The sequence below is a fragment of the Streptomyces sp. NPDC046900 genome, from assembly GCF_040644975.1.
Taxonomy (GTDB): Bacteria; Actinomycetota; Actinomycetes; order Streptomycetales; family Streptomycetaceae; genus Streptomyces.
Map to the genome: position 1 here is coordinate 19012 of NZ_JBEYXD010000023.1, position 21227 is coordinate 40238.

Genomic DNA, 21227 nt, shown 5'->3' on the forward strand with positions numbered 1-21227 from the left:
GTTCGAGGGATGAGCATCCGCACCTTCCGCATCACGGTCCGTGGCGTCTTCGACGGCCTCGACGACGGACAGCGCGCCGAGCTACTGGCCCGGGCCGCGGAGCACGACGTGCTGCGCGCGGCCTTCACCCCGGAGGGCCATCTCAGCTACGACCTCGCCGCCCGCACCGCGTTCACCTTCCGCTTCCTGGACTCCGGTGAGGCCGAGGAGGACATCCTGGAGGCCACGGAGCGTGCCGAGGATGCCGCGAAGGCCTGGCTCGACGACCATGGCTACGGCTACAAGAACCTCCGCTCCAAGGCCGAGGACCTCTCCCAGGCGCCGCTCGGCAAGCGCCGGCGCCGGGCGATCGCGGAGTCGTCCTCCTGACCGGCTCAGTCCTGCGACAGCACGAACGACGTCTGGACCTTCGGGAAGCCGGGGGCCTGCGCCTCGACCAGGTAGGTACCCACCGACGCCGAACCAGCCGGAGGAGTCGCGCAGTTGGGCGCGCTCTGCTTGCGGTCCCACTTCACCGTGTAGGTGGTCTGGCTGTTGGCCGGCACGCGGAACAGCAGGCTGCCGGAACCGCTCGGGCAGTCGGAAGAGGACCAGATGTCGTCGTCGCTGCCCGTCTGCGTGATCGTCAACACCGCGGTCTTGGGCCCGAGATCGACCTTGCAGTCGCCACCGGACGAATTCTTGGCGATCAGCTCGAACGTGGGCGTGTCTCCGGGGGCGTACGAGTTGTGCACGGACTTCAGCGTCAACGTCACCGCCCCTGAAGTGCAGTTGGGCAGCGAGGACCCGGCACCGGCCGGCAGCTGACCGCCGGAGGACCCGCCGTCGCCACCGCCGGAGGACGCGCCGTCCGCGCCACCTGAGCCGCTGCCCGTGTCACCGGACCCGCCGGACCCCGACGATCCGGGCGAAGACCCCGAACCGCCGCCGCTCGACTCGTCGCGCCCGCCCGGGTGTTGGCTGATCGCAGGCCCGGTGCCCGACGGACCCGGAGTGATCGAGGAGGTGGGGTGCTTGCCGTCCGAGCCGTCGGCGCCGTTCTTCCCGCCACCGCCGCCGGCGGCGGTCACCACCCACGCGATCAGCAGCGCCAACAGGGCGACCATGGACAGCAGTACGGCCCTCCGTCGCCAGTAGATGGAGGAGGGAAGCGGCCCGACCGGATTGCGCAGAGATCCCACGGCGCAAACTGTACGAGAGAACTGCGCCGTGCCTTGCCCCACCCGCCGCTCTGGGCCCGGTTTTTCCGGATCATCATCACAGATCGGGTGCCGTTCACGGGGGGGGTGGGAACTGTTCGTTTTGAGACGTGCAGGAGCGTGTGTGAGTGTGCACGAGCATGTAGTCGTGGCGTTGCAGCGCGCACGCGTCGCACGGCGGGCACTGTCAGTGTCGGCCCGTACCGTTCTTCCTGTTGCTGATCAAGCGTTGGGGAGGGAGTACATCCATGTATGAGGGGTCGCTGCGCACGATCGCTTCGTGGCCGTCGGCCCGTCGGGCGTGGCGATCCGCACCCGCCTAAAGCACCTGAGCGCCGCCGACGAGCAGGTGTTGCGTCTGGTGGGCACGCATCTGGGCTCGCTGGCCTCGAAGGACCTCAAACGCCGGTGCGCCGACGGTCTGGAGCACTCCGCGGATACGTGGGCGCAGCGCAAGCGAGCCCTGACAGGGGAGTCTTCGTCGCGTTGGGCCGGGAGCATCACCAAGGTCACGCATGATCAGTGGGCGCTTGCGCGGCGTGCCCAACTCGCGCACATCCAAAGCCTTCAGGCGGGCGTGCAAGCGATCGCGCACCGCCTGTCCCTCCCGATCGGCGAGAAGGCAAAGTGGCGGGCGCCGGGCGGCTACCGCAGCGCACGAGAGTGGTTCGCCAAGTCCCGGCGCCTGCGGGTCCTTGAAAACCGGCTCAGTGCCGAGCAGGCCGACCACGCCGTGGGCCGCGTCCGGGTGGTGCGCGGCGGGAAGCGGCTCGCGCGCAACCGGCACCAGCTGCACGCCGCCCAGCTCACGCAGGCCCAGTGGCGGCAACGCTGGGAAGCATCGCGCTGGTTCCTCCAGGCTGACGGGGAATCGGGCAAGCGGTTCGGCAATGAGACCATCCGCGTCACGCCCGAGGGCGAGGTGTCCCTGAAACTGCCGGCGCCGCTCGCCCACCTGGCCAACGCCCCGCATGGCCGGTACACGCTCACCGGCGCTGCCCTCTTCCACCACCGGCGCGAGGAATGGGCCGACCGCATCACCACGAACCGGTCCGTGGCCTACCGCATCCACTACGACACGGACCGCTCCCGCTGGTACCTCACCGCCTCCTGGACGATCCCGCCGGTCAAGACCGTCCCCCTGTCCCACGCCCGCGCAGGCGGTCTGATCGGCGTGGACACGAACGCTGACCATCTGGCTGCGTGGCGGCTCGATGCCCACGGCAATCCGGTCGGCCAACCGCGCCGGTTCGTCTACGACCTATCCGGCACCGCGATGCATCGTGATGCCCAGGTACGGCATGCACTGATCCGGCTCCTGCACTGGGCCCAACGCCACGGCCTGTCGATCGCGATCGAAGACCTCGACTTCAGCGCGGAGAAAACCCGGGAGAAACACGGCCGCCAGAAGCGGTTCAGGCAGGTGATCTCCGGCATGCCCGTGTCCAAGCTGCGGGCCAGGCTCGTCAGCATGGCGGCCGAACTCGGCATCACCATCATCGCCGTCGACCCGGCCTACACCAGCAGGTGGGGCGCCCAGCACTGGCACAAGCCCCTTTCCGGCAAGAACCGCAAGACCACCCGTCACGATGCCGCGAGCATCGCGATCGGCAGGCGCGCCCTCGGGCACCGCATCCGGCGACGGACGGCACCGCCTTCTGCCCACCGGAGCGATGGACAGCAGCATCGGACCGCCCAGGCCGCACGCGGCACCCCAGGGCGTGAGGGAACCCACCCGCCCTCGCATCTCCGGACCACGGACACGATCCACTGGGACCAGACGCGGCGCGAACGCGGGAGACCAGGACGCCCAACACCGTCCGGAGCGCCCGACTGAGCCCGTGCACCTCACGCTCAGTCCCTAGGAACGGTTGAGGACCTGCGGCGGGCACCGTGCGCCCGGCCCGTACGACAGGTGGCGTGGACCCATCGACGAGAGGCCGCGGCGCGAGCAGGACCCGCCCGGTGGCAAACTCCCATGCGCACCGGCCCGGTGAAGTCCTCGGCGGGAACCACGGCACCGCCCTGCGCACCGGAGCGCCGAGCGGCCGGAGTCTGCTCGAGCGGAAGCCGTCGACCGGTCGAGGCCTGCTCGACGGGCAGCCGTCGGACAAAGCGCCGGAGCGCCGGGATGCCGGGATCCCGCCAGCCGTCCGCGCGCCGCGGCGGCGCGGACACGGACAAGGCGGGGGCTCGGCAGTCGCACCGGCCGGCGCACATCCTGCGATGCCCGCTCCACCGAGGCGCCTTCACGCGGGACGGAATCCGGCCGGACCGGATGGGACAGGACCGCGGCCGTCCGCCCGCCCCCGTTCCCCTCCTCCAGACAGGCGACCGCCGAACGCTCCCCGGCAGACGGCCGGACGGCGGACGCCGGCGCTTTGTCCGCCGTGGTCCGCGCCCTCCCGCCCGGGCTCCGGCGCACCGCCCGTCCGGATGCCGCCCGGACCGACACACCCCTCCGACCCGAGCCGGTCCCCCACCCTGTGCCCTCTCACATGGCAGGATCGAACGCGTCATGACTGCACCCACCACCCCCACTCGCACCCCCGTCCAGAGCGACGGCACCTCCGACGCCCCCACCGGGCAGGCCCCGGGCACGGCATTGCACGGCCCGGTCATCGCCTGGTTCGACGAGCACGCCCGCGATCTCCCCTGGCGGCGCCCGGAGGCCGGTCCGTGGGGCGTGATGGTCAGTGAGTTCATGCTGCAGCAGACGCCGGTCAACCGCGTCCTGCCCGTCTACGAGCAGTGGCTCGCCCGCTGGCCGCGCCCGGCCGACCTGGCCAAGGAGCCTCCCGGCGAGGCCGTCCGCGCCTGGGGCCGCCTGGGCTACCCGCGTCGCGCACTGCGTCTGCACGGCGCCGCCGTGGCCATAACGGAACGGCACGGCGGCGACGTACCCACCGAGCACGCCCAGCTGCTGGCGCTGCCCGGTATCGGCGAGTACACGGCCGCGGCCGTGGCCTCCTTCGCGTACGGCCAGCGGCACCCGGTCCTGGACACCAATGTGCGCCGGGTCCTGGCCCGTGCGGTCACCGGTGTGCAGTACCCGCCGAACGCCACCACCGCCGCCGAGCGCAAGCTCGCCCGTGAGCTGCTGCCCGCGGACAAGCGCACGGCGTCGCGCTGGGCCGCCGCCTCCATGGAGCTGGGCGCGCTCATCTGCACCGCGAAGAACGAGTCCTGTCACCGCTGCCCGATCGCCGCCCTGTGCGCCTGGCAGTCGGCCGGGAAGCCGGAGCACGAGGGCCCGCCACGGCGCGGTCAGACGTACGCGGGCACGGACCGTCAGGTGCGGGGCCGGCTGCTGGCCGTGCTGCGGGAGGCCATGACCCCGGTTCCGCAGTCGGTGCTCGACCGGGTCTGGGAAGAGCCGGTGCAACGCGCCCGCGCCCTGGACGGCCTGGTCTCCGACGGCCTGGTGGAACCCCTGCCCGGCGGCCTCTACCGCCTCCCGCTCTCCTGACCCCGCCGGCGTCCGGACGCGTGCCACCGGCCGCGCCCGGACGCCGGCGCACACCTCCGGCGCTCAGCCGTCGCACAGCCCGCGCCTCGCCGTGTCACAGCCATCGCGGTGTCCGTCATGAAGTTCTCCGTCCACCTCCCGGACAAATCACCTCATATCCACCTCAACTCCCTTCCCTCCCTACCCCGTTCCTACATCCGTTACACAACCGACGGACAGCCGAGGGCTCTCCGCAGGCTGCCTCGGACAACCCCGTGACAACTCCTCAGTAGCTTCATGTCCGTACCGCGGAAAACCGCGGCACACGATCTGCACAGGCTTTGGAGAACCGGCACCCGGCTGCGGGACGCAGCCCGAGGAGAGGTCGGAAACGGGGAACGGAGGCGGTTGGAATGGCGCAGGGCGAGGTGCTCGAGTTCGAGGAGTATGTCCGCACCCGGCAGGACGCGCTGCTGCGCAGCGCCCGCCGGCTGGTGCCGGACCCGACCGACGCCCAGGACCTGCTGCAGACGGCGCTGGTGCGCACCTACGGCCGCTGGGAAGGTATCGCGGACAAGCGGCTGGCGGACGCCTACCTCCGCCGCGTGATGATCAACACGCGCACGGAGTGGTGGCGGGCCCGCAGGCTCGAGGAGGTCCCCACCGAACAGCTTCCGGAGGCACCCGTCGAGGACACCACCGAGCAGCACGCGGACCGCGCCCTGCTGATGGACGTGCTGAATGTTCTCGCTCCGAAGCAGCGCAGTGTCGTCGTCCTGCGACACTGGGAACAGATGTCCACGGAGGAGACGGCCGCCGCCCTCGGCATGTCGGCCGGTACGGTCAAGAGCACGCTGCACCGGGCGCTCGCCCGGCTCCGGGAGGAGCTGGAGGCCCGCGACCTGGACGCACGTGCGCTGGAGCGTGAGGAGCAGGAGCGTTGCGCGGCCTAGGCACGAGGGCCATGAGGCCCATCGGAGCCCTCAAGGCGGCGACCGCGGCGGTGACCGCGATCGCCGCCCTCGGGCTTCTCCTCTCCGCCTGCGCCACCGGCGGCACCGGAGCGCGGGACGAGGGTCCGGCGCGCAGCGACTCGGTGGTCCCGGGCTCCGCGAAGCCCTCGGCCTCGCCGACCACCGCGGAGCCCACACGACTGGACGTGGTGCAGCTCGTGAAGGACGATCCCAAGGTCGCGAGGGCGGTCAAGGAGGATCTGAAGCCCTGCGTGGCCGACGAGTACCCGGTCGACGTCTCCTACGGCAATCTGACCGACGGGACCGTCAGCGACATCGTGGTCAACGTCATGACCTGCCATGACGCCGTCGGCATGGGGTCGTACGTGTACCAGATGAAGAACCACAGGTACCAGAATGTGTTCAAGGCGGAGGAACCGCCGGTCTACGCGGAGATAGACCGCGGCGACCTGGTGGTGACCCAGCAGATGTACGAGAAGGGCGACCCGGTGTCATACCCCTCCAGCGAGGAAGTGATCACCTACAACTGGCGGACGAACCACTTCACCGAGGTGTCCCGGACGCACAACGAATACAGCAACGCGGTGGGCAACGGCGGCTCGGCCGCCCCGACCAAAAACTGAGAGCACCGGATGGCAGAGCAGACCCACGTCCTGTTCGTCGAGGACGACGATGTCATCCGCGAGGCCACCCAGCTCGCGCTGGAGCGGGACGGCTTCGCGGTCACGGCCATGCCCGACGGCCTGTCGGGCCTCGAGGCGTTCCGCGCCCGCCGTCCCGACATCGCCCTGCTGGACGTGATGGTCCCCGGCCTGGACGGGGTCAGCCTGTGCCGCCGTATCCGTGACGAGTCGACCGTGCCGGTGATCATGGTGTCCGCGCGGGCCGACTCCATCGACGTCGTACTGGGCCTGGAGGCGGGCGCCGACGACTACGTGACCAAGCCGTTCGACGGTGCCGTACTGGTCGCCCGCATCCGCGCTGTGCTGCGCCGCTTCGGGCACGCGAGCGGTGCCGACCGGGCGGCCGAGGACACCTCGTCGGCCGACGGCGGTGTGCTCGCCTTCGGCGACCTGGAGGTCGACACCGACGGCATGGAGGTCCGGCGCTCGGGTCAGACGGTGGCGCTCACCCCGACCGAGATGCGGCTCCTGCTGGAGTTCTCCTCGGCGCCCGGCAGCGTGCTGTCGCGCGACAAGCTGCTGGAACGCGTGTGGGACTACGGCTGGGGCGGGGACACCCGGGTCGTCGACGTCCATGTGCAGCGGCTGCGCACCAAGATCGGCCAGGACCGGATCGAGACGGTCCGCGGCTTCGGCTACAAGTTGAAGGCCTGAGCGGGAGTATGCGCCGGTTCCTTCGACGCTTGATCCCGGACGACGCCATACGCACGGGCCTGCGCTGGAAGCTCAGCGCGGCCATCGCCCTGGTCGGCGCGATGGTCGCGATCGCGCTGAGCCTCGTCGTGCACAACGCGGCGAGCGTCTCGATGCTCAACAACTCGCGCGACCTCGCGGACGAGCGGATCCAGGTGGCCCAGCGCATGTACGAGTCGGGGCGCACCCTGGCCTTCGGGGTCAAGGTCGACGACCCGACCATCCCGCAGGACCTGCTGGACAAGGTCGCGGAGGGCCGGCGGGCCACCTATGTGTCGGAGGGCGCGCACGGCGTGCCGGACATCTGGGCCGCCCTGCCGCTCAAGGACGGCCGGGTGCTGTCCCTGCACACCCGGTTCACGGACCGCGGCGCCGAGGTGATGAAGGACCTCGACCAGGCGTTGCTCATCGGTTCGATCGCGGTCGTACTGGGCGGGTCGGCGCTCGGGGTCCTCATCGGCGGCCAGCTCTCGGGGCGGCTGCGCAAGGCGGCGGCCGCGGCGAACCGGGTCGCGGCCGGCGACGCCCACGTCCGAGTGCGGGAGGCGATCGGCGGGGTCGTGCGCGACGAGACCGACGATCTGGCACGCGCGGTGGACGCGATGGCGGACGCGCTGCAACAGCGTCTGGAGGCGGAGCGCCGGGTGACGGCGGACATCGCCCACGAGCTGCGCACCCCCGTCACGGGCCTGCTCACCGCGGCGGAGCTCCTTCCGCCCGGCCGCCCCACCGAACTCGTACTGGACCGTGCCAAGGCCATGCGGACGCTGGTGGAGGACGTCCTGGAGGTCGCCCGCCTGGACGGCGCGTCCGAGCGCGCCGAACTGCAGGACATCATGCTCGGTGAGTTCGTCAGCCGGCGGGTGGCCGCGAGGGATCCGGACACCAAGGTCCGGGTGATCCACGAGTCGGAGGTCACCACCGACCCGCGCCGGCTGGAACGTGTGCTGTTCAACCTGCTGGCGAACGCCGCGCGGCACGGCAAGCCGCCGATCGAGGTGTCGGTCGAGGGCCGGGTGATCCGGGTCCGGGACCACGGTCCCGGCTTCCCGGAGGAGCTGCTGTCGGACGGTCCGCAGCGGTTCCGCACGGGCCGCTCCGACCGCTCGGGCGTCGGCCACGGCCTGGGGCTGACGATCGCGGCGGGCCAGGCGCGCGTGCTGGGCGCGCGCCTGACGTTCCGCAACATCCGCCCCGGCGGGGCGCCGGAGGAGGTACCGGCCGAGGGCGCGGTCGCCGTGTTGTGGCTGCCCGAGCACGCGCCGACGAACACCGGGAGCTTCCCGATCCTGCCGCTCTCCGGCGGCTGAGCCGAGCGGACCCGCGCGGACCCGCCGCCGGAGGGATCGCGGAGCCCTAGGAGGCCCACTCCTTGTCGAGGTCCAGGCCGCCGTCCTCCCGGCGCTGGGTGAAGGAGAACCAGTTGCCGGAGTCGTCCCGGAAGAGCGCCTCGGTGCCGTACGGGCGCTCCTGGGGCTCCTGGAGGAACTCCACCCCGCGGTCCTTGAGCTTCTTGTAGTCCCCGTGGATGTCGTCGGTGGCCAGCACACCGGCGCCCAGGGCGCCCTTGGCCACGAGCTTCTTCATCATCTCGGCGGACTCGGGGTCCATCGCGGGCGGCCCCGGCACCATGAGCGTCAGCTCGACGTCGGGCTGGTCGGGGGCACCGACGGTGAGCCAGCGCATTCCGCCCTCCCCCATGGTCATGTCCGTACGGACCTCGAGGCCGAGCTTCTGTGTGTAGAACTCCTTGGCCCGGTCCTGGTCGAGGACCCAGACGGTCGTGATGGCAAGGCCTTTGATCATGGTCGTTCTCCCGGATGCGCGGGGGTTGCTTGCGCTGCCACGGTAGGCAGCACGGGTCTCAGGGCGCTTCTCCGGAATTGCGGTCCTGCGCGGTGGACCCGGGACGGAAGCCACCGGCCCAGAGCATCGCGTAGCACCCGGGGATGAGCGCGGCCCCGCGGCCCACGTGCTTGGTCCGGTATTCGCTGGGGGTCAGGCCGGTCCAGGCCTTGAACCGGGCGGAGAACGTGCCGACGCTGCTGAATCCCACGAGGTGGCAGATCTCGGTCACGGTGAGGTTCGCGGTGCGCAGGAGGTCCTCGGCCCGCTCGATCCGCCGGTGGGTCAGGTACTGGCCGGGTGTCTCGCCGTAGGCCGCCTTGAAGGCCCGTATGAAGTGGTAGCGCGAGTACCCGGCATGTGCGGCGACGGCGTCGAGATCGAGGTCCGGGTCGGCCCAGTCCCGGTCCATCGCGTCCTTGGCGAGCCGCAGCTGCCGCATCTTGTCCACGGTTTCGATGCTGCCACGGAGCCCTGACAACGGGCCTCGGCGCGCACAGGGGAAGGCCCCCGGGGCGGACGACACCGGGGGCCTTCAGGAGCCGAGATTCGCGCTGGTCAGACGGCCTCTGCAACCGTCGGCTGCGCATCCACGGCGTCCCCTGCCGTGGTCTCGGCCTGCTTGCTGGGCCCCGCACCGCGCAGCGGGACCTCCTTCACGAACACCGCGGCCAGCAGCGCCACCACGGCCACCACCGAACCCAGCAGGAACGCGGAGTGCGTACCCGCCGACACCGCGTACTGGTAGGCCTCACGGGCCGCCGCCGGCAGCTTCTCCAGGCTCTTGGCGTCCAGCTGCGCGGACTGCTCGGTGATCTTCGATCCGAGGGCGCCGGTCCGCTCGGCCATCACGTGCTGCACCCGGTTGTTGAAGAGGGCGCCCATGATCGCGACGCCGAAGGAGGAGCCGAGGGTCCGGGCAAGGGTGGTGGTCGACGAGGCCACACCCATGTCCCGCATCTCGACGCTGTTCTGCGCCACCAGCATGGTGATCTGCATCAGGCAGCCCATGCCGGCGCCCAGGACGGCCATGTACACGCCGGAGGTGAACCGGCTCGTCCCGGTGTCCATCTGGGAGAGCAGGAACAGACCCGTGATCATCAGCGCGCTGCCGGCCACCGGGAAGATCTTGTAGCGCCCGCTGTTGGTGGTCACCCGTCCGGCGATCATCGACACGACGAGCATCGCGCCCAGCATCGGCAGGAGCAGCAGACCGGAGTTGGTGGCGGAGGCGCCCTGCACCGACTGCTGGTACAGCGGCAGGAACAGCACCGCACCGAACATCACGAAACCGGTGATGAAGCCGATCACCGACATCAGCGAGAAGTTGCGGCTGCGGAAGATGTGCAGCGGCACGACCGGCGCGGCGGCCTTGGTCTGCCAGAACACGAATCCGATGAGCGCCGCGACGCCGATCCCGATCAGCTCCATGATCCGCGCGGAGGTCCACGCGTACTCGGTGCCGCCCCAGGTGGTGACCAGCACGATCGAGGTGATGCCGACGGTCAGCAGCAGGGCGCCGAGGTAGTCGATCCGCGTCTTGGAGCGCATCCTGGGCAGGTGCAGTACGACACTGATGGCGGCCAGGGAGACGACGCCGAGCGGCAGGTTGATGTAGAACGCCCAGCGCCAGCCCCAGTGGTCGGTGATGGTGCCGCCGATCAGCGGGCCGCCGATCATCGCGAGCGCCATGACGCCGGCCATCATGCCCTGGTACTTGCCACGCTCCCGCGGCGGAATGAGATCGCCGATGATGGCCATGACGCCGACCATCAGGCCACCGGCGCCGAGACCCTGGATGGCACGGAAGCCGATGAGCTGGCCCATGTCCTGCGCCATGCCGCTGAGCGCCGATCCGATCAGGAAGATCACGATCGAGGACATGAAGGAGCCCTTGCGCCCGTACATGTCGCCGAGCTTGCCCCACAGCGGGGTGGAGGCGGCGGTCGCGAGTGTGTACGCGGTCACCACCCACGACAGGTGCTGAAGCCCACCGAGCTCGCCCACGATCGTCGGCATCGCGGTGCCCACGATCATGTTGTCGAGCATGGCGAGCATCATGGTGATCATGAGAGCGAGCAGGACGACCCGCACGCTCCGTGGTTGTTTCCCGGCTTCCGCCGGTGCCGCGTTGTCCGCCATGCTCCCACTCCCCTGGTACCGCGTGCCGCTCGGGCACTTACTTGCCGACCGGCTAGTTGACTACACTTGGGAAGGTAGCCCCGTAACTAGCCGGGCGTCAAGTAAGTTTCGGCGGGCCCGCCGGTCGGGCAGGCAAGTCGGTATCGGAAGTGCGAGGAGTACGGCGATGGGCGGCACCACCATGGACGGCACCAAGCGGCAGCGGCGCGGGGACACGCGCCAGCGCATCCAGGACGTGGCGCTCGAACTCTTTGCCGGGCAGGGTTACGAGAAGACCTCGCTGCGGGAGATCGCCGAGCAGCTGGACGTCACCAAGGCGGCGCTCTACTACCACTTCAAGACCAAGGAAGAGATCCTGGTCAGCATCTTCGAGGACCTCTCCCGGCCCATCGACGAGCTGATCGAGTGGGCCAAGGGGCAGCCGCACAGCCTGCGGACCAAGGAGGAGGTGCTGCGCCGCTACAGCGAGGCGCTGGCCGGCGCGGCCCCGCTCTTCCGCTTCATGCAGGAGAACCAGGCCACCGTCCGGGAACTGAGCATCGGCAACCAGTTCAAGGACCGCATGCTGCAGATGCGCGACATCATCAGGGACCCGGACTCGTCACTGACCGACCAGGTCCGCTGCATCAGCGCGCTCTTCACGATGCACGCGGGGATGTTCGTCCTCCAGGAGGTCGAGGGCGATCCCGAGGACAAGCGCAAGGCGGTCCTCGAGGTGGCCATAGACCTCGTCACGCAGGCTCATTCGGGCACGCAGGCCCAGTAGCGGCGGCTCAGAGCGACACGCCCTGGGACCGCAGGAAGGCGACGGGGTCGACGGCGGACCCGTAGTCGGGGCTCGTACGGATCTCGAAGTGCAGATGCGGCCCGCTGGAGTTCCCGGTGTTGCCGGAGAGCGCGATGTGCTGCCCGGTGCCGACCGTCTGGCCGACCCTGACGTCGACCCGGGAGAGGTGGGCGTACTGGGAGTACATGCCGTTCGCATGCCTGACGACGACGGCCTTGCCGTACGCGGGTCCGTCGCCCGCGCCGTAGCCGCCGGCCTTGACGACCGTGCCGCCGTGCGCGGCGACGATGTCCGTCCCGCTCGGGACCGCGAAGTCCTGACCGCTGTGCGTGGAGTTCCACATGCCGCCGGACTGGTTGAAGCTGGCGGAGAGCGTGTAGTGGCCGACCGGGCCCACCCAGGAGGGCGGCTTCGCCGGCGCCTTGCGCGCGGGAGCCTTCGGCTTCGCCGGCGCCTTGCGCGCGGGAGCCTTCGGCTTCGCCTCGGCGGGCTTGGCGGGCGCCTTCGCCTGGACAGGAACCTTCGCGGCGACGGCCTCGGTGGGGGCCTTGTCCTCGGTGGCACCGGTTGCGGCCGCGACCCCGACGCCCAGCACGGCCGAGGCGCCTACACCGGCGGCCAGAGCGGCGACGCGGTTGCGGAATCGGAACGTACGGGTCACAAGAGACAGGGCGCGCTTCGACATGCGGAACCTCGGAGGTCGGGGACTTGACCATTCCTTGGTAACCGCTGAATGGGCTGATGCCAAAATTCACGATCTACGGTGATAGTTCGTAATCAGTGCGGATGATTTGGACCACTTGACACCACACGTAGATATCGGGCACGCATCTGACAAGGCACACTCGGGCCCTCACCCCGGTTCGGAGAAGGAAATGTCCCCTTTATTCGCCGGACGCTCGACTAGTGCGCCTAGTACCACCCGGTTCGCGTGTGCGGCATGTCACCGCTGCCGTTTGCCGGGCCTGCCTTCCGTCATGGATCGGTCACTGAGTACCGGGAGATCCGCGGGGAAACGAAGGAATGGAAAAAGGGCTGCCCCGGGACCGAAGTCCCGGGGCAGCCCCTTCGGCGAAACCCTCGGAGGGTTTACGCCTCCTTGCTCAGGTTGGGTCCGGCGCCACCGGCCGCCTGCTCGATCGGCGGGACGTCCGGCAGTGCCGACTTCTCCTCACCGCGGAAGGTGAAGGTCTTGGCGTCGCCCTCGCCCTCCGTGTCGACGACCACGATGTGGCCCGGACGCAGCTCTCCGAAGAGGATCTTCTCGGACAGCGTGTCCTCGATCTCGCGCTGGATCGTGCGGCGCAGCGGCCGGGCGCCCAGCACCGGGTCGTAGCCCTTCTTCGCCAGCAGCTCCTTGGCGGACTGGGCGAGCTCGAGGCCCATGTCCCGGTCCTTGAGCCGCTCGTCGACCTTGCCGATCATCAGGTCGACGATCGCCAGGATGTCGGTCTGGGTCAGCTGCGGGAAGACGACCACGTCGTCGACGCGGTTGAGGAACTCGGGACGGAAGTGCTGCTTCAGCTCGTCCGACACCTTGTTCTTCATGCGCTCGTAGTTGCTCTTCGTGTCGCCCGCGGCGGCGAAGCCGAGGTTGAAGCCCTTGGAGATGTCCCGGGTGCCGAGGTTGGTCGTCATGATGATGACCGTGTTCTTGAAGTCCACGACCCGGCCCTGGGAGTCGGTCAGACGACCGTCCTCCAGGATCTGCAGCAGCGAGTTGAAGATGTCCGGGTGGGCCTTCTCGACCTCGTCGAAGAGGACCACCGAGAACGGCTTGCGCCGCACCTTCTCCGTCAGCTGGCCGCCCTCCTCGTAGCCCACGTAACCGGGGGGCGAACCGAAGAGACGCGAGACCGTGTGCTTCTCACTGAACTCCGACATGTCGAGGGAGATCAGCGCGTCCTCGTCACCGAAGAGGAACTCGGCGAGCGCCTTGGACAGCTCGGTCTTACCGACACCGGACGGGCCCGCGAAGATGAACGAACCACCCGGACGCTTCGGGTCCTTCAGACCGGCACGCGTACGGCGGATCGCCTTCGAGAGCGCCTTGACGGCGTCCACCTGGCCGATGACCCGCTTGTGGAGCTCGTCCTCCATGCGGAGCAGCCGGCTGGACTCCTCCTCGGTGAGCTTGAAGACCGGGATGCCCGTGGCGGTGGCCAGCACCTCGGCGATCAGCTCGCCGTCGACCTCGGCGACGACGTCCATGTCGCCGGCCTTCCACTCCTTCTCCCGCTTGGCCTTCGCGGCGAGCAGCTGCTTCTCCTTGTCACGGAGAGACGCCGCCTTCTCGAAGTCCTGGGAGTCGATCGCGGACTCCTTGTCCCGGCGGACGGCCGCGATCTTCTCGTCGAACTCGCGCAGGTCCGGCGGAGCGGTCATCCGGCGGATGCGCATCCGGGAACCGGCCTCGTCGATGAGGTCGATCGCCTTGTCCGGCAGGAAGCGGTCCGAGATGTAGCGGTCGGCGAGGGTGGCCGCCTGGACCAGGGCCTCGTCCGTGATGGAAACGCGGTGGTGCGCCTCGTAACGGTCGCGCAGACCCTTGAGGATCTCGATGGTGTGCGGCAGGGACGGCTCCGCGACCTGGATGGGCTGGAAGCGGCGCTCGAGGGCCGCGTCCTTCTCCAGGTGCTTGCGGTACTCGTCCAGCGTGGTCGCACCGATGGTCTGCAGCTCACCGCGGGCCAGCATCGGCTTCAGGATGGAAGCCGCGTCGATGGCGCCCTCGGCGGCACCCGCACCGACCAGCGTGTGCAGCTCGTCGATGAACAGGATGATGTCACCGCGGGTGCGGATCTCCTTGAGCACCTTCTTCAGGCGCTCCTCGAAGTCACCGCGGTAGCGGGAGCCGGCGACCAGTGCGCCCAGGTCGAGGGTGTAGAGGTGCTTGTCCTTGAGGGTCTCGGGCACCTCGCCCTTGACGATGGCCTGGGCCAGGCCCTCGACGACCGCCGTCTTGCCGACGCCGGGCTCGCCGATGAGGACCGGGTTGTTCTTGGTCCGGCGGGACAGCACCTGCATGACCCGCTCGATCTCCTTCTCGCGCCCGATGACCGGGTCGAGCTTGGACTCACGAGCGGCCTGGGTGAGGTTCCGGCCGAACTGGTCCAGGACGAGGGAGGTCGAGGGGGTGCCCTCGGCCGGTCCGCCGGCGGTGGCGGTCTCCTTGCCCTGGTAGCCCGACAGCAGCTGGATGACCTGCTGGCGGACACGGTTGAGGTCTGCGCCCAGCTTGACCAGGACCTGGGCGGCGACGCCCTCGCCCTCACGGATCAGGCCGAGCAGGATGTGCTCCGTGCCGATGTAGTTGTGGCCGAGCTGGAGGGCCTCGCGGAGCGACAGCTCCAGAACCTTCTTGGCACGGGGAGTGAAGGGAATGTGGCCGGAGGGCGCCTGCTGGCCCTGGCCGATGATTTCCTCCACCTGCTGGCGGACCGCCTCGAGCGAAATCCCGAGGCTCTCCAGGGCCTTAGCGGCGACACCCTCACCCTCGTGGATCAGGCCCAGGAGGATGTGCTCGGTGCCGATGTAGTTGTGGTTGAGCATCCGGGCTTCTTCCTGAGCCAGGACGACAACCCGCCGCGCGCGGTCGGTGAACCTCTCGAACATCGTTAATCGCTCCTCAGAGCGGTCAGGCAGTGAGGGGACGCTCCCCTCGCTGTCCTTCCGCAGCTTAGTCCCGCAAGCGGGGACCGCTCATTCCAACTGCCGACACCGTCCTTGGCCTCCTGACCCCGAACGCCGACATCTGCTCCAACCCGATGGTGCGAGACGATGTTCCCGCAGGCCAGGCAGATACCCCACTCGCCAGTACGCCGTTGGCGAACGTGAGACCGCCTTTCCTCCGCGACGCCCCCTCCCACTAGGGATGTCTTACCCGCACGCACTGACACTCCATGCCGTGCACACCGGTTCCCTCCGCTACGGGCGAACATCCTTGCGCCGCCGAACACCCCTTGACGTCCCCATTTTCGGCACTTTGCGCAACGAGCTCGATACATAGAGTAACCCCGAACGGACTTCCGCTGTTGCTCCTGACATGGCCCGCCCGTCGCCTGACCGCCACCTCTCGTCGGGGCGCTCAGCGCCACCCCCGCCTGTCGCCATGCCGCCGCCCGGGACGGCGTCCGGCGCGAGCGGTGCGGTGCGTCACTGGTACGAGCGGGAACTGCGCTGGGAGACCCTGCCCGGAGAGCCGGTGCGGCTGGTGACGGGTGTGCGCTTCGATGTCCTGGAAGTGCCCGCGGAGGCCGGTTACGCCGCACTGCGGCATCTGGGGCCCTCGTCGCCGGTGGCACTGTGCGGACGGCGGATGCGGCTGCTGGTGGCCGCGGGCAGCGCGGCGGAGGTGCCTGGGCTGCTCGACTGGCTGGAGTGGGGCGCTGTGACCCTCGATCTCATGGCGACCGGGGAGGGCGGGCACATGGAGGCTCCGCTGCCGCCGGGACGCCCCCTGACGAAGGTGCCGTCTGATCCGGACGGCATCCCGGAATCCCGGTCGCTTCCCCTGGGCCGCAACGATTCACAGGGGGCCGCCGTCTGGCTGCGGCCCCCCGAGCCGGGATGCGACGTCGAACTGCTGTTGCCGGCGCTGTCGGCCGTACGGGGCGGTGGGGGCGCCCCCGATCTGGTACGTCTGGTCGACACGATGGCAACGCAGTGCCACCGGGTCCGGCTGAGGAGCGCGAGCGCTCAGCCGTTCGCCTTCTCGTAGGCCTCGCGGATGGACGCCGGCACACGGCCGCGGTCGTTGACCTCGTAACCGTTCTCCTTCGCCCAGGCACGGATCTGCGCGGTGTCCTGGCTGCCGCCGGAAGCCGCGGCACGGGTCTTGCCGCGTCCGCCCGACGCACGGCCACCGGTACGACGACCACCCTTCACATAAGGGTCGAGAAGGCCACGGAGCTTGTCCGCATTGGCGGTCGTGAGGTCGATCTCGTACGTCTTGCCGTCCAGCGCGAACGTGACGGTCTCGTCCGCCTCGCCACCGTCGAGGTCGTCGACAAGAAGGACCTGAACCTTCTGTGCCACCGGATTTCCTTTCATCGATATCTTCAGGGCCGAGGGTCTGCGGCCTGTGCCGCCCGTTTCGCGTCCCCTGTTATATGCAGTACTGCAGTACGTCGGAAAGCAAACCGCTTTTGCTGGAAAAACACAAACCCTCTGGGAGAGGTCAGTGGACGCCCCTGAGAGCGGAAAGATACGCGTTTCGGACATAGGGAACCCGGGCAAGGTCGTCCGGCTGAAGCACGGCTGAATAGTCGCGGGCGATCACTTGGCGATCACAGATGCAGAAGCATCCGGCTGTTGCCCAAGGTGTTCGGTTTCACTCGTTCGAGACCGAGGAACTCCGCCACACCCTCGTCATAGGAACGCATCAGCTCCGCGTAGACATCCCTGTCCACCGGTGTCTCCCCGATCTCCACGAAGCCGTGCTTCCCGAAGAAGTCCACTTCGAAGGTCAGACAGAAAACACGGCGAACCCCGAGCCAACGGGCGGTCTGCAGCAACTTCTCCAGCAACTGACGCCCGACACCGAGCCCCCTGGCCCCGGGGTTCACCGCCAGAGTGCGCACTTCCGCCAGGTCTTCCCACATGACGTGCAGGGCGCCGCAGCCCACGACCTCGCTGCTGTCGTCGCGTTCCGCCACCCAGAACTCCTGGATGTCCTCGTAAAGCGTCACCGTCGCTTTGTCGAGCAGGATGCCGCGCCGGACGTAGGCGTCGAGCAGTCGGCGCACCGCGGGGACATCGCTCGTCCTGGCCCGTCGGACAGTGATGGCTTTCGTGGTGGCTTCGGTGCTCTCTGCCGGCATGGGCGGACGCTATCGCCCGGTGTCGTCCTCGGCAGCGGCGGGGTTGTTCTCGTCAGGCATCTCCGCGGGGTTCTCCCCGGGGTTCCCGGCGGGGTTCTCGCCGCCGCTCCCCTCGGCACCACCCGGACGTGCGCTCGATTCGGGGGATTCGGCATCCTGGGCGCCCGGCGTTTCCGTACTCGACGACTCCCGGCTCTCCGGGCCCTGCACGATGCGTACGGCGTCGCTCAGGGCCTGCCGCTGTTCGTCGCTCATCATGCCGAAGAAGGCGACCAGTGCGGCGGCCGCGTTGTCGCTCTGCGACCAGGCGTCGTTCATCAGGGCCGCCGCGTAGGCGGCACGGGTGGAGACCGCCTCATATCGATAGGCACGGCCTTCCGCCTCTCGGCGGACCCAGCCCTTCTGATGGAGATTGTCCAAAACGGTCATCACGGTGGTGTACGCGATGGACCGTTGCTGTTGAAGGTCTTCCAGGACTTCTCGAACGGTCACCGGGCGGTTCCACTTCCACACCCGCGTCATGACCGCGTCTTCGAGTTCTCCCAATGGGCGAGGCACGTTCAGCACAATAGTGGGAGAAGTCATCCACGGCCTGCCGGACGTGCGCTTACGTGGCGAAACGCAACAAAAAGGGCGTACGACTCGAAGGATCCACGAGTCGTACGCCCGGGTGGGCTGGAGACACCTGGAACGCGGCGGCCCGCCGATGCGCGCCGGCCGGGTCAGACCCCGGCGTCCCGAGCGCCCTTGTGGGCATGCTCGGCATGGGCGAGGGCCGCGTCGACGGCCGCGTCCTCCTTGGCCTTGTTGGCGCCGCCCTGGGTCTTCACGATCACCCTGATGAGTCCGATGAAGAACACGGCCATGACGACCGGGGGTACGAGCGCGGAGACGTAGTCCATGCGACCAGAGTAGCCAGGGCCTGTCCGATCGGTCCCGGTCGGGTCGGCGTTACCGGATTGCGGCAGGTGGGGCGGGTACGGGCGCGGCGCCTCGCTGCGGGTCAGCCGACGGCGAGCTCCCGCTGCGCGTGCGGCGGCCCGGGTTTGCGCTTCGGCGGGAAGACCTCGCCGGGGGTGGGGATGGGGCGCGACGGGCGCGGGGTCCCGGGCTCGGGACGCGGACCGGGTTTCCCCGGCTTCTCGGCGGGCTTGTCGCCGGGTTTGCGGGCCGGCTCCTCGGCCGGCTCCTCTCCGCTCGCGCGGCCGCCCGGAAGGGCCGTGAGCCGGGCACGGGAGGCGGGGATGACCGCCCTGCGGGGCGTCGGCTGGGCGCGTGCGTCGAGTTCGGCCACGGCTCGGCAGCGCTCCAGGAGGGCGGCGGCGGCCGGTGTGCCGCGCAGGGCGCGCAAGGCGGCGAGGTCGTCGGGGGCCGGGCGGTGGCCGGCGCAGAGGGCGTCGTCCAGGAGGGTGAGGTAGCCGACGGCGGCACCGGGGAGGGCGGCACGGTAGCGCGCGAGGTCCGCCACCAGGAAGGTCCTCAGGCGGGCACCCTCCCGCACCGCCTCGTCGACGGACGCGGCGAGGCGGAGGCAGTCCTGGACGTCCTCTGCGGAAGCGGTGCGAGGTTGGAGGGCGAGGGCGAGGGCACGGCGGAGCACGTACAGCTCCTCCGTGCCGAACGCCAGGCCGCCGCGGGATCCGTATGGCGTGGGCATGCGGGGACGCTACCGCTAATCGGACAAAGCCGACCTACCAGGCTGTCGTGTCGCTTCCGGTTTCCCTCAGGTGGGGGCGAGGCGCGTCCGTTCGCCGTCGGCGGTGCCGGCCGCACGCGACTGCGCGTCGTGTGCGGCCGGCGGCGGAGCCGTGCGATGCCACGGCCCCGCGCCCCTGCCGGGCGCGGGGCGCTCACATACGGGAGACGTTCCGTTCGTACACCAACCGCAGACCGATCAGGGTCAGCCACGGCTCGTGTTCGTCGATCACCGAGGCCTCACCCAGGACCATCGGGGCCAGGCCGCCGGTCGCGATGACCGTGACGTCGTCCGGGTCCTCCGCCAGCTCACGGGCCATCCGGTTCACCACGCCGTCCACCTGTCCGGCGAACCCGTAGACGATGCCCGCCTGCATCGCCTCGACCGTGTTCTTGCCGATCACCGCGCGCGGCCGGGCCAGTTCGATCTTGCGGAGCTGGGCGCCGCGGACGCCGAGGGCCTCGACGGAGATCTCGATACCGGGGGCGATGACGCCCCCCGTGTACTCGCCGCGCGCCGAGACCGCGTCGAACGTGGTCGCCGTACCGAAGTCCACGACGATCGCCGGACCGCCGTAGAGCTCGACCGCCGCCGCCGCGTTGATGATGCGGTCGGCGCCGACCTCCTTCGGGTTGTCCATCAGGATCGGGACGCCCGTCTTGATGCCGGGTTCCACCAGGACCGCGGGGACGTCGCCGTAGTAGCGGCGGGTGACCTCGCGCAGTTCGTGCAGCACGGAGGGGACGGTCGAGCAGATGGCGATGCCGTCGATGCCGTCGCCCAGCTCCTCGCCGAGCAGCGGGTGCATGCCCATCAGGCCCTGGAGGAGCACCGCCAGTTCGTCCGCCGTGCGGCGCGCGTCCGTGGAGATGCGCCAGTGCTCGACGATGTCCTCGCCGTCGAACAGGCCCAGGACCGTGTGCGTGTTGCCTACGTCGATGGTCAGCAGCATGGCCCTACCTACTCCGCCGCTCGCAGGTCCAGGCCGATGTCCAGGATCGGGGAGGAGTGCGTCAGCGCCCCCACCGCCAGGAAGTCGACGCCCGTGTCCGCGTAGGCCCTCGCGTTCTCGAGGGTCAGGCGGCCCGACGCCTCCAGCAGCGCGCGGCCGGCGACGATGGCCACCGCCTCCTCGCACTCGCCCGGCGTGAAGTTGTCCAGGAGGATCAGGTCGGCACCCGCGTCCACGACCTCGCGCAGTTGGTGCAGGGTGTCGACCTCGACCTCGATCGCCACGTCGGGGAACATCTCGCGGACCGCCTTGAAGGCCTGCGAGACACCGCCCGCGGCCACCACGTGGTTGTCCTTGACCAGCGCCGCGTCCGACAGGGACATCCGGTGGTTGACGCCGCCGCCGCAGCGGACGGCGAACTTCTCCAGGGACCGCAGGCCCGGTGTCGTCTTGCGGGTGTCCCGCACCCGCGTCCCGGTGCCTTCCAGGGCGTCCGCCCACGCGCGCGTGGCGGTCGCGATGCCCGACAGACGGCACAGCACGTTCAGCGCGCTGCGCTCGGCGGTCAGCAGGTCACGGGTGCGGGTGGTGACGGTCAGGAGCGTCTGACCGGCCTCCACCCGGTCCCCGTCCTCCACGTGCCGCTCGACCTCGAACTCGTCCGAGCAGACCACCGAGATGACCGCCTCGGCGACCCTGAGGCCGGCCGCCACACCGGCCTGGCGCGCGGTGAAGTCGCCCGTCGCGACGGCGTCCTCGGGGATCGTCGCGACCGTCGTGACGTCCACGCCGTGGGCCAGGTCCTCCTGGATGGCGACGTTGGCGATGTCCTCGACCTCCACCGGGTCGAGTCCGGCGTCGGTCAGGAGCTGGGCGAGCGCGGGGTCGAGCCCGCACTCCAGGTATTCCTCGTCGGTGTCCGCTCCGCAGCCGCAGCCGTCGCCGCAGCCGCCGCTCGGGACGAGGGGAAGGTCGGGGGTGCTCAC

At 69.7% G+C, this 21227-nt stretch carries 21 protein-coding genes and 1 pseudogene; 9 read left to right on the forward strand and 13 right to left on the reverse strand.

All coding sequences use genetic code 11. The annotated features are described in order from the left end of the window. The first annotated feature begins 9 nt into the window (after nucleotides 1-9). Nucleotides 10-369: a DUF6204 family protein gene (locus ABZ904_RS22810; protein ID WP_359394840.1), complete on the forward strand. Its 360-nt coding sequence runs from the start codon at nucleotides 10-12 to the stop codon at nucleotides 367-369. A gap of 5 nt (nucleotides 370-374) precedes the next feature. On the opposite strand, the gene ABZ904_RS22815 is transcribed toward ABZ904_RS22810, so the two are convergent. Then, nucleotides 375-1181, reverse strand: a complete 807-nt coding sequence (locus ABZ904_RS22815) for a hypothetical protein (RefSeq protein ID WP_360997256.1) — start codon at nucleotides 1179-1181, stop codon at nucleotides 375-377. A 298-nt stretch (nucleotides 1182-1479) separates the two neighbouring features. Between ABZ904_RS22815 and ABZ904_RS22820 the strand changes: the two are divergent. From ABZ904_RS22820 to cseC, 6 genes and pseudogenes are all read left to right on the forward strand, one after another. Next, nucleotides 1480-3064, forward strand: a pseudogene (locus ABZ904_RS22820) (IS200/IS605 family accessory protein TnpB-related protein). Nucleotides 3065-3717: 653 nt separating this feature from the next. After that, on the forward strand, nucleotides 3718-4668 hold the full coding sequence (locus tag ABZ904_RS22825) for an A/G-specific adenine glycosylase (protein WP_361825303.1): 951 nt from the start codon (nucleotides 3718-3720) through the stop codon (nucleotides 4666-4668). A gap of 392 nt (nucleotides 4669-5060) precedes the next feature. Beyond that, nucleotides 5061-5600: a SigE family RNA polymerase sigma factor gene (locus ABZ904_RS22830; protein ID WP_360997252.1), complete on the forward strand. Its 540-nt coding sequence runs from the start codon at nucleotides 5061-5063 to the stop codon at nucleotides 5598-5600. An 11-nt stretch (nucleotides 5601-5611) separates the two neighbouring features. Further along, a complete protein-coding gene (locus tag ABZ904_RS22835; protein WP_360997250.1) occupies nucleotides 5612-6244 on the forward strand; it encodes a hypothetical protein in 633 nt (210 codons plus the stop codon). Nucleotides 6245-6253: 9 nt separating this feature from the next. Continuing rightward, nucleotides 6254-6958, forward strand: coding sequence for a two-component system response regulator CseB (gene cseB / locus ABZ904_RS22840; RefSeq protein WP_360997248.1), 705 nt, complete (start codon nucleotides 6254-6256; stop codon nucleotides 6956-6958). An 8-nt stretch (nucleotides 6959-6966) separates the two neighbouring features. After that, on the forward strand, nucleotides 6967-8307 hold the full coding sequence (gene cseC, locus ABZ904_RS22845; RefSeq protein ID WP_360997246.1) for a two-component system sensor histidine kinase CseC: 1341 nt from the start codon (nucleotides 6967-6969) through the stop codon (nucleotides 8305-8307). Between the two features lie 46 nt (nucleotides 8308-8353). Here the strand turns inward: cseC and ABZ904_RS22850 are convergent, their stop codons facing one another. The 3 genes from ABZ904_RS22850 to ABZ904_RS22860 all read right to left on the reverse strand — a co-directional run bounded on the left by ABZ904_RS22850 (nucleotide 8354) and on the right by ABZ904_RS22860 (nucleotide 10984). Beyond that, nucleotides 8354-8803 carry a VOC family protein gene (locus ABZ904_RS22850; RefSeq protein ID WP_359394822.1) on the reverse strand — a complete coding sequence of 150 codons (450 nt, stop codon included), beginning with the start codon at nucleotides 8801-8803 and terminating at the stop codon, nucleotides 8354-8356. A gap of 58 nt (nucleotides 8804-8861) precedes the next feature. Beyond that, nucleotides 8862-9284, reverse strand: a complete 423-nt coding sequence (locus ABZ904_RS22855) for a helix-turn-helix transcriptional regulator (protein WP_360997285.1) — start codon at nucleotides 9282-9284, stop codon at nucleotides 8862-8864. Between the two features lie 116 nt (nucleotides 9285-9400). After that, a complete protein-coding gene (locus ABZ904_RS22860) occupies nucleotides 9401-10984 on the reverse strand; it encodes an MDR family MFS transporter (RefSeq protein ID WP_360997244.1) in 1584 nt (527 codons plus the stop codon). A gap of 166 nt (nucleotides 10985-11150) precedes the next feature. Here ABZ904_RS22860 and ABZ904_RS22865 point away from each other — a divergent pair, with 166 nt between their 5' ends. Continuing rightward, on the forward strand, nucleotides 11151-11750 hold the full coding sequence (locus tag ABZ904_RS22865; protein ID WP_360997242.1) for a TetR/AcrR family transcriptional regulator: 600 nt from the start codon (nucleotides 11151-11153) through the stop codon (nucleotides 11748-11750). A gap of 7 nt (nucleotides 11751-11757) precedes the next feature. Here the strand turns inward: ABZ904_RS22865 and ABZ904_RS22870 are convergent, their stop codons facing one another. Continuing rightward, nucleotides 11758-12456 carry a M23 family metallopeptidase gene (locus ABZ904_RS22870; RefSeq protein ID WP_360997240.1) on the reverse strand — a complete coding sequence of 233 codons (699 nt, stop codon included), beginning with the start codon at nucleotides 12454-12456 and terminating at the stop codon, nucleotides 11758-11760. 404 nt (nucleotides 12457-12860) lie between these two features. Then, on the reverse strand, nucleotides 12861-15386 hold the full coding sequence (locus ABZ904_RS22875) for an ATP-dependent Clp protease ATP-binding subunit (RefSeq protein WP_360997238.1): 2526 nt from the start codon (nucleotides 15384-15386) through the stop codon (nucleotides 12861-12863). Between the two features lie 496 nt (nucleotides 15387-15882). Between ABZ904_RS22875 and ABZ904_RS22880 the strand changes: the two genes are divergently transcribed. Continuing rightward, nucleotides 15883-16491 (forward strand): SCO3374 family protein, encoded by a 609-nt coding sequence (locus tag ABZ904_RS22880; protein WP_360997236.1) that lies wholly within the window; start codon nucleotides 15883-15885, stop codon nucleotides 16489-16491. Here ABZ904_RS22880 and ABZ904_RS22885 read toward each other — a convergent pair. The 7 genes from ABZ904_RS22885 to nadC form a co-directional block, all read right to left on the reverse strand. After that, on the reverse strand, nucleotides 16470-16808 hold the full coding sequence (locus ABZ904_RS22885; RefSeq protein ID WP_360997234.1) for an Lsr2 family protein: 339 nt from the start codon (nucleotides 16806-16808) through the stop codon (nucleotides 16470-16472). The two genes, ABZ904_RS22880 and ABZ904_RS22885, sit on opposite strands and share 22 nt — an antisense overlap. A gap of 251 nt (nucleotides 16809-17059) precedes the next feature. Then, nucleotides 17060-17593 (reverse strand): amino-acid N-acetyltransferase, encoded by a 534-nt coding sequence (locus ABZ904_RS22890; RefSeq protein WP_360997232.1) that lies wholly within the window; start codon nucleotides 17591-17593, stop codon nucleotides 17060-17062. Nucleotides 17594-17602: 9 nt separating this feature from the next. Beyond that, nucleotides 17603-18139 (reverse strand): BlaI/MecI/CopY family transcriptional regulator, encoded by a 537-nt coding sequence (locus ABZ904_RS22895; RefSeq protein ID WP_360997283.1) that lies wholly within the window; start codon nucleotides 18137-18139, stop codon nucleotides 17603-17605. A 176-nt stretch (nucleotides 18140-18315) separates the two neighbouring features. Continuing rightward, a complete protein-coding gene (locus ABZ904_RS22900; protein ID WP_360997230.1) occupies nucleotides 18316-18495 on the reverse strand; it encodes a hypothetical protein in 180 nt (59 codons plus the stop codon). Nucleotides 18496-18596: 101 nt separating this feature from the next. Beyond that, entirely contained in the window at nucleotides 18597-19250 is a 654-nt protein-coding gene (locus ABZ904_RS22905) for a hypothetical protein (RefSeq protein WP_359394803.1), read from the reverse strand. Between the two features lie 193 nt (nucleotides 19251-19443). Then, complete coding sequence (locus ABZ904_RS22910; protein WP_359394800.1) at nucleotides 19444-20241, reverse strand: type III pantothenate kinase; 798 nt, start codon at nucleotides 20239-20241, stop codon at nucleotides 19444-19446. An 8-nt stretch (nucleotides 20242-20249) separates the two neighbouring features. Beyond that, nucleotides 20250-21227: a carboxylating nicotinate-nucleotide diphosphorylase gene (gene nadC, locus ABZ904_RS22915; protein WP_359394797.1), complete on the reverse strand. Its 978-nt coding sequence runs from the start codon at nucleotides 21225-21227 to the stop codon at nucleotides 20250-20252.

Bases quoted from the DNA above. Each gene is read 5' to 3' on its own strand.
- cseB (WP_360997248.1), top strand. From the start codon at position 6,254: ATGGCAGAGCAGACCCACGTCCTGTTCGTCGAGGACGACGATGTCATC.
- ABZ904_RS22865 (WP_360997242.1), top strand. From the start codon at position 11,151: ATGGGCGGCACCACCATGGACGGCACCAAGCGGCAGCGGCGCGGGGAC.
- ABZ904_RS22830 (WP_360997252.1), top strand. From the start codon at position 5,061: ATGGCGCAGGGCGAGGTGCTCGAGTTCGAGGAGTATGTCCGCACCCGG.
- cseC (WP_360997246.1), top strand. From the start codon at position 6,967: ATGCGCCGGTTCCTTCGACGCTTGATCCCGGACGACGCCATACGCACG.
- ABZ904_RS22870 (WP_360997240.1), bottom strand. From the start codon at position 12,456: ATGTCGAAGCGCGCCCTGTCTCTTGTGACCCGTACGTTCCGATTCCGC.
- ABZ904_RS22900 (WP_360997230.1), bottom strand. From the start codon at position 18,495: ATGGACTACGTCTCCGCGCTCGTACCCCCGGTCGTCATGGCCGTGTTC.
- ABZ904_RS22835 (WP_360997250.1), top strand. From the start codon at position 5,612: ATGAGGCCCATCGGAGCCCTCAAGGCGGCGACCGCGGCGGTGACCGCG.
- ABZ904_RS22880 (WP_360997236.1), top strand. From the start codon at position 15,883: ATGCCGCCGCCCGGGACGGCGTCCGGCGCGAGCGGTGCGGTGCGTCAC.
- ABZ904_RS22905 (WP_359394803.1), bottom strand. From the start codon at position 19,250: ATGCCCACGCCATACGGATCCCGCGGCGGCCTGGCGTTCGGCACGGAG.
- ABZ904_RS22890 (WP_360997232.1), bottom strand. From the start codon at position 17,593: ATGCCGGCAGAGAGCACCGAAGCCACCACGAAAGCCATCACTGTCCGA.
- ABZ904_RS22910 (WP_359394800.1), bottom strand. From the start codon at position 20,241: ATGCTGCTGACCATCGACGTAGGCAACACGCACACGGTCCTGGGCCTG.
- ABZ904_RS22855 (WP_360997285.1), bottom strand. From the start codon at position 9,284: ATGCGGCAGCTGCGGCTCGCCAAGGACGCGATGGACCGGGACTGGGCC.
- ABZ904_RS22850 (WP_359394822.1), bottom strand. From the start codon at position 8,803: ATGATCAAAGGCCTTGCCATCACGACCGTCTGGGTCCTCGACCAGGAC.
- ABZ904_RS22875 (WP_360997238.1), bottom strand. From the start codon at position 15,386: ATGTTCGAGAGGTTCACCGACCGCGCGCGGCGGGTTGTCGTCCTGGCT.
- ABZ904_RS22860 (WP_360997244.1), bottom strand. From the start codon at position 10,984: ATGGCGGACAACGCGGCACCGGCGGAAGCCGGGAAACAACCACGGAGC.
- ABZ904_RS22810 (WP_359394840.1), top strand. From the start codon at position 10: ATGAGCATCCGCACCTTCCGCATCACGGTCCGTGGCGTCTTCGACGGC.
- ABZ904_RS22825 (WP_361825303.1), top strand. From the start codon at position 3,718: ATGACTGCACCCACCACCCCCACTCGCACCCCCGTCCAGAGCGACGGC.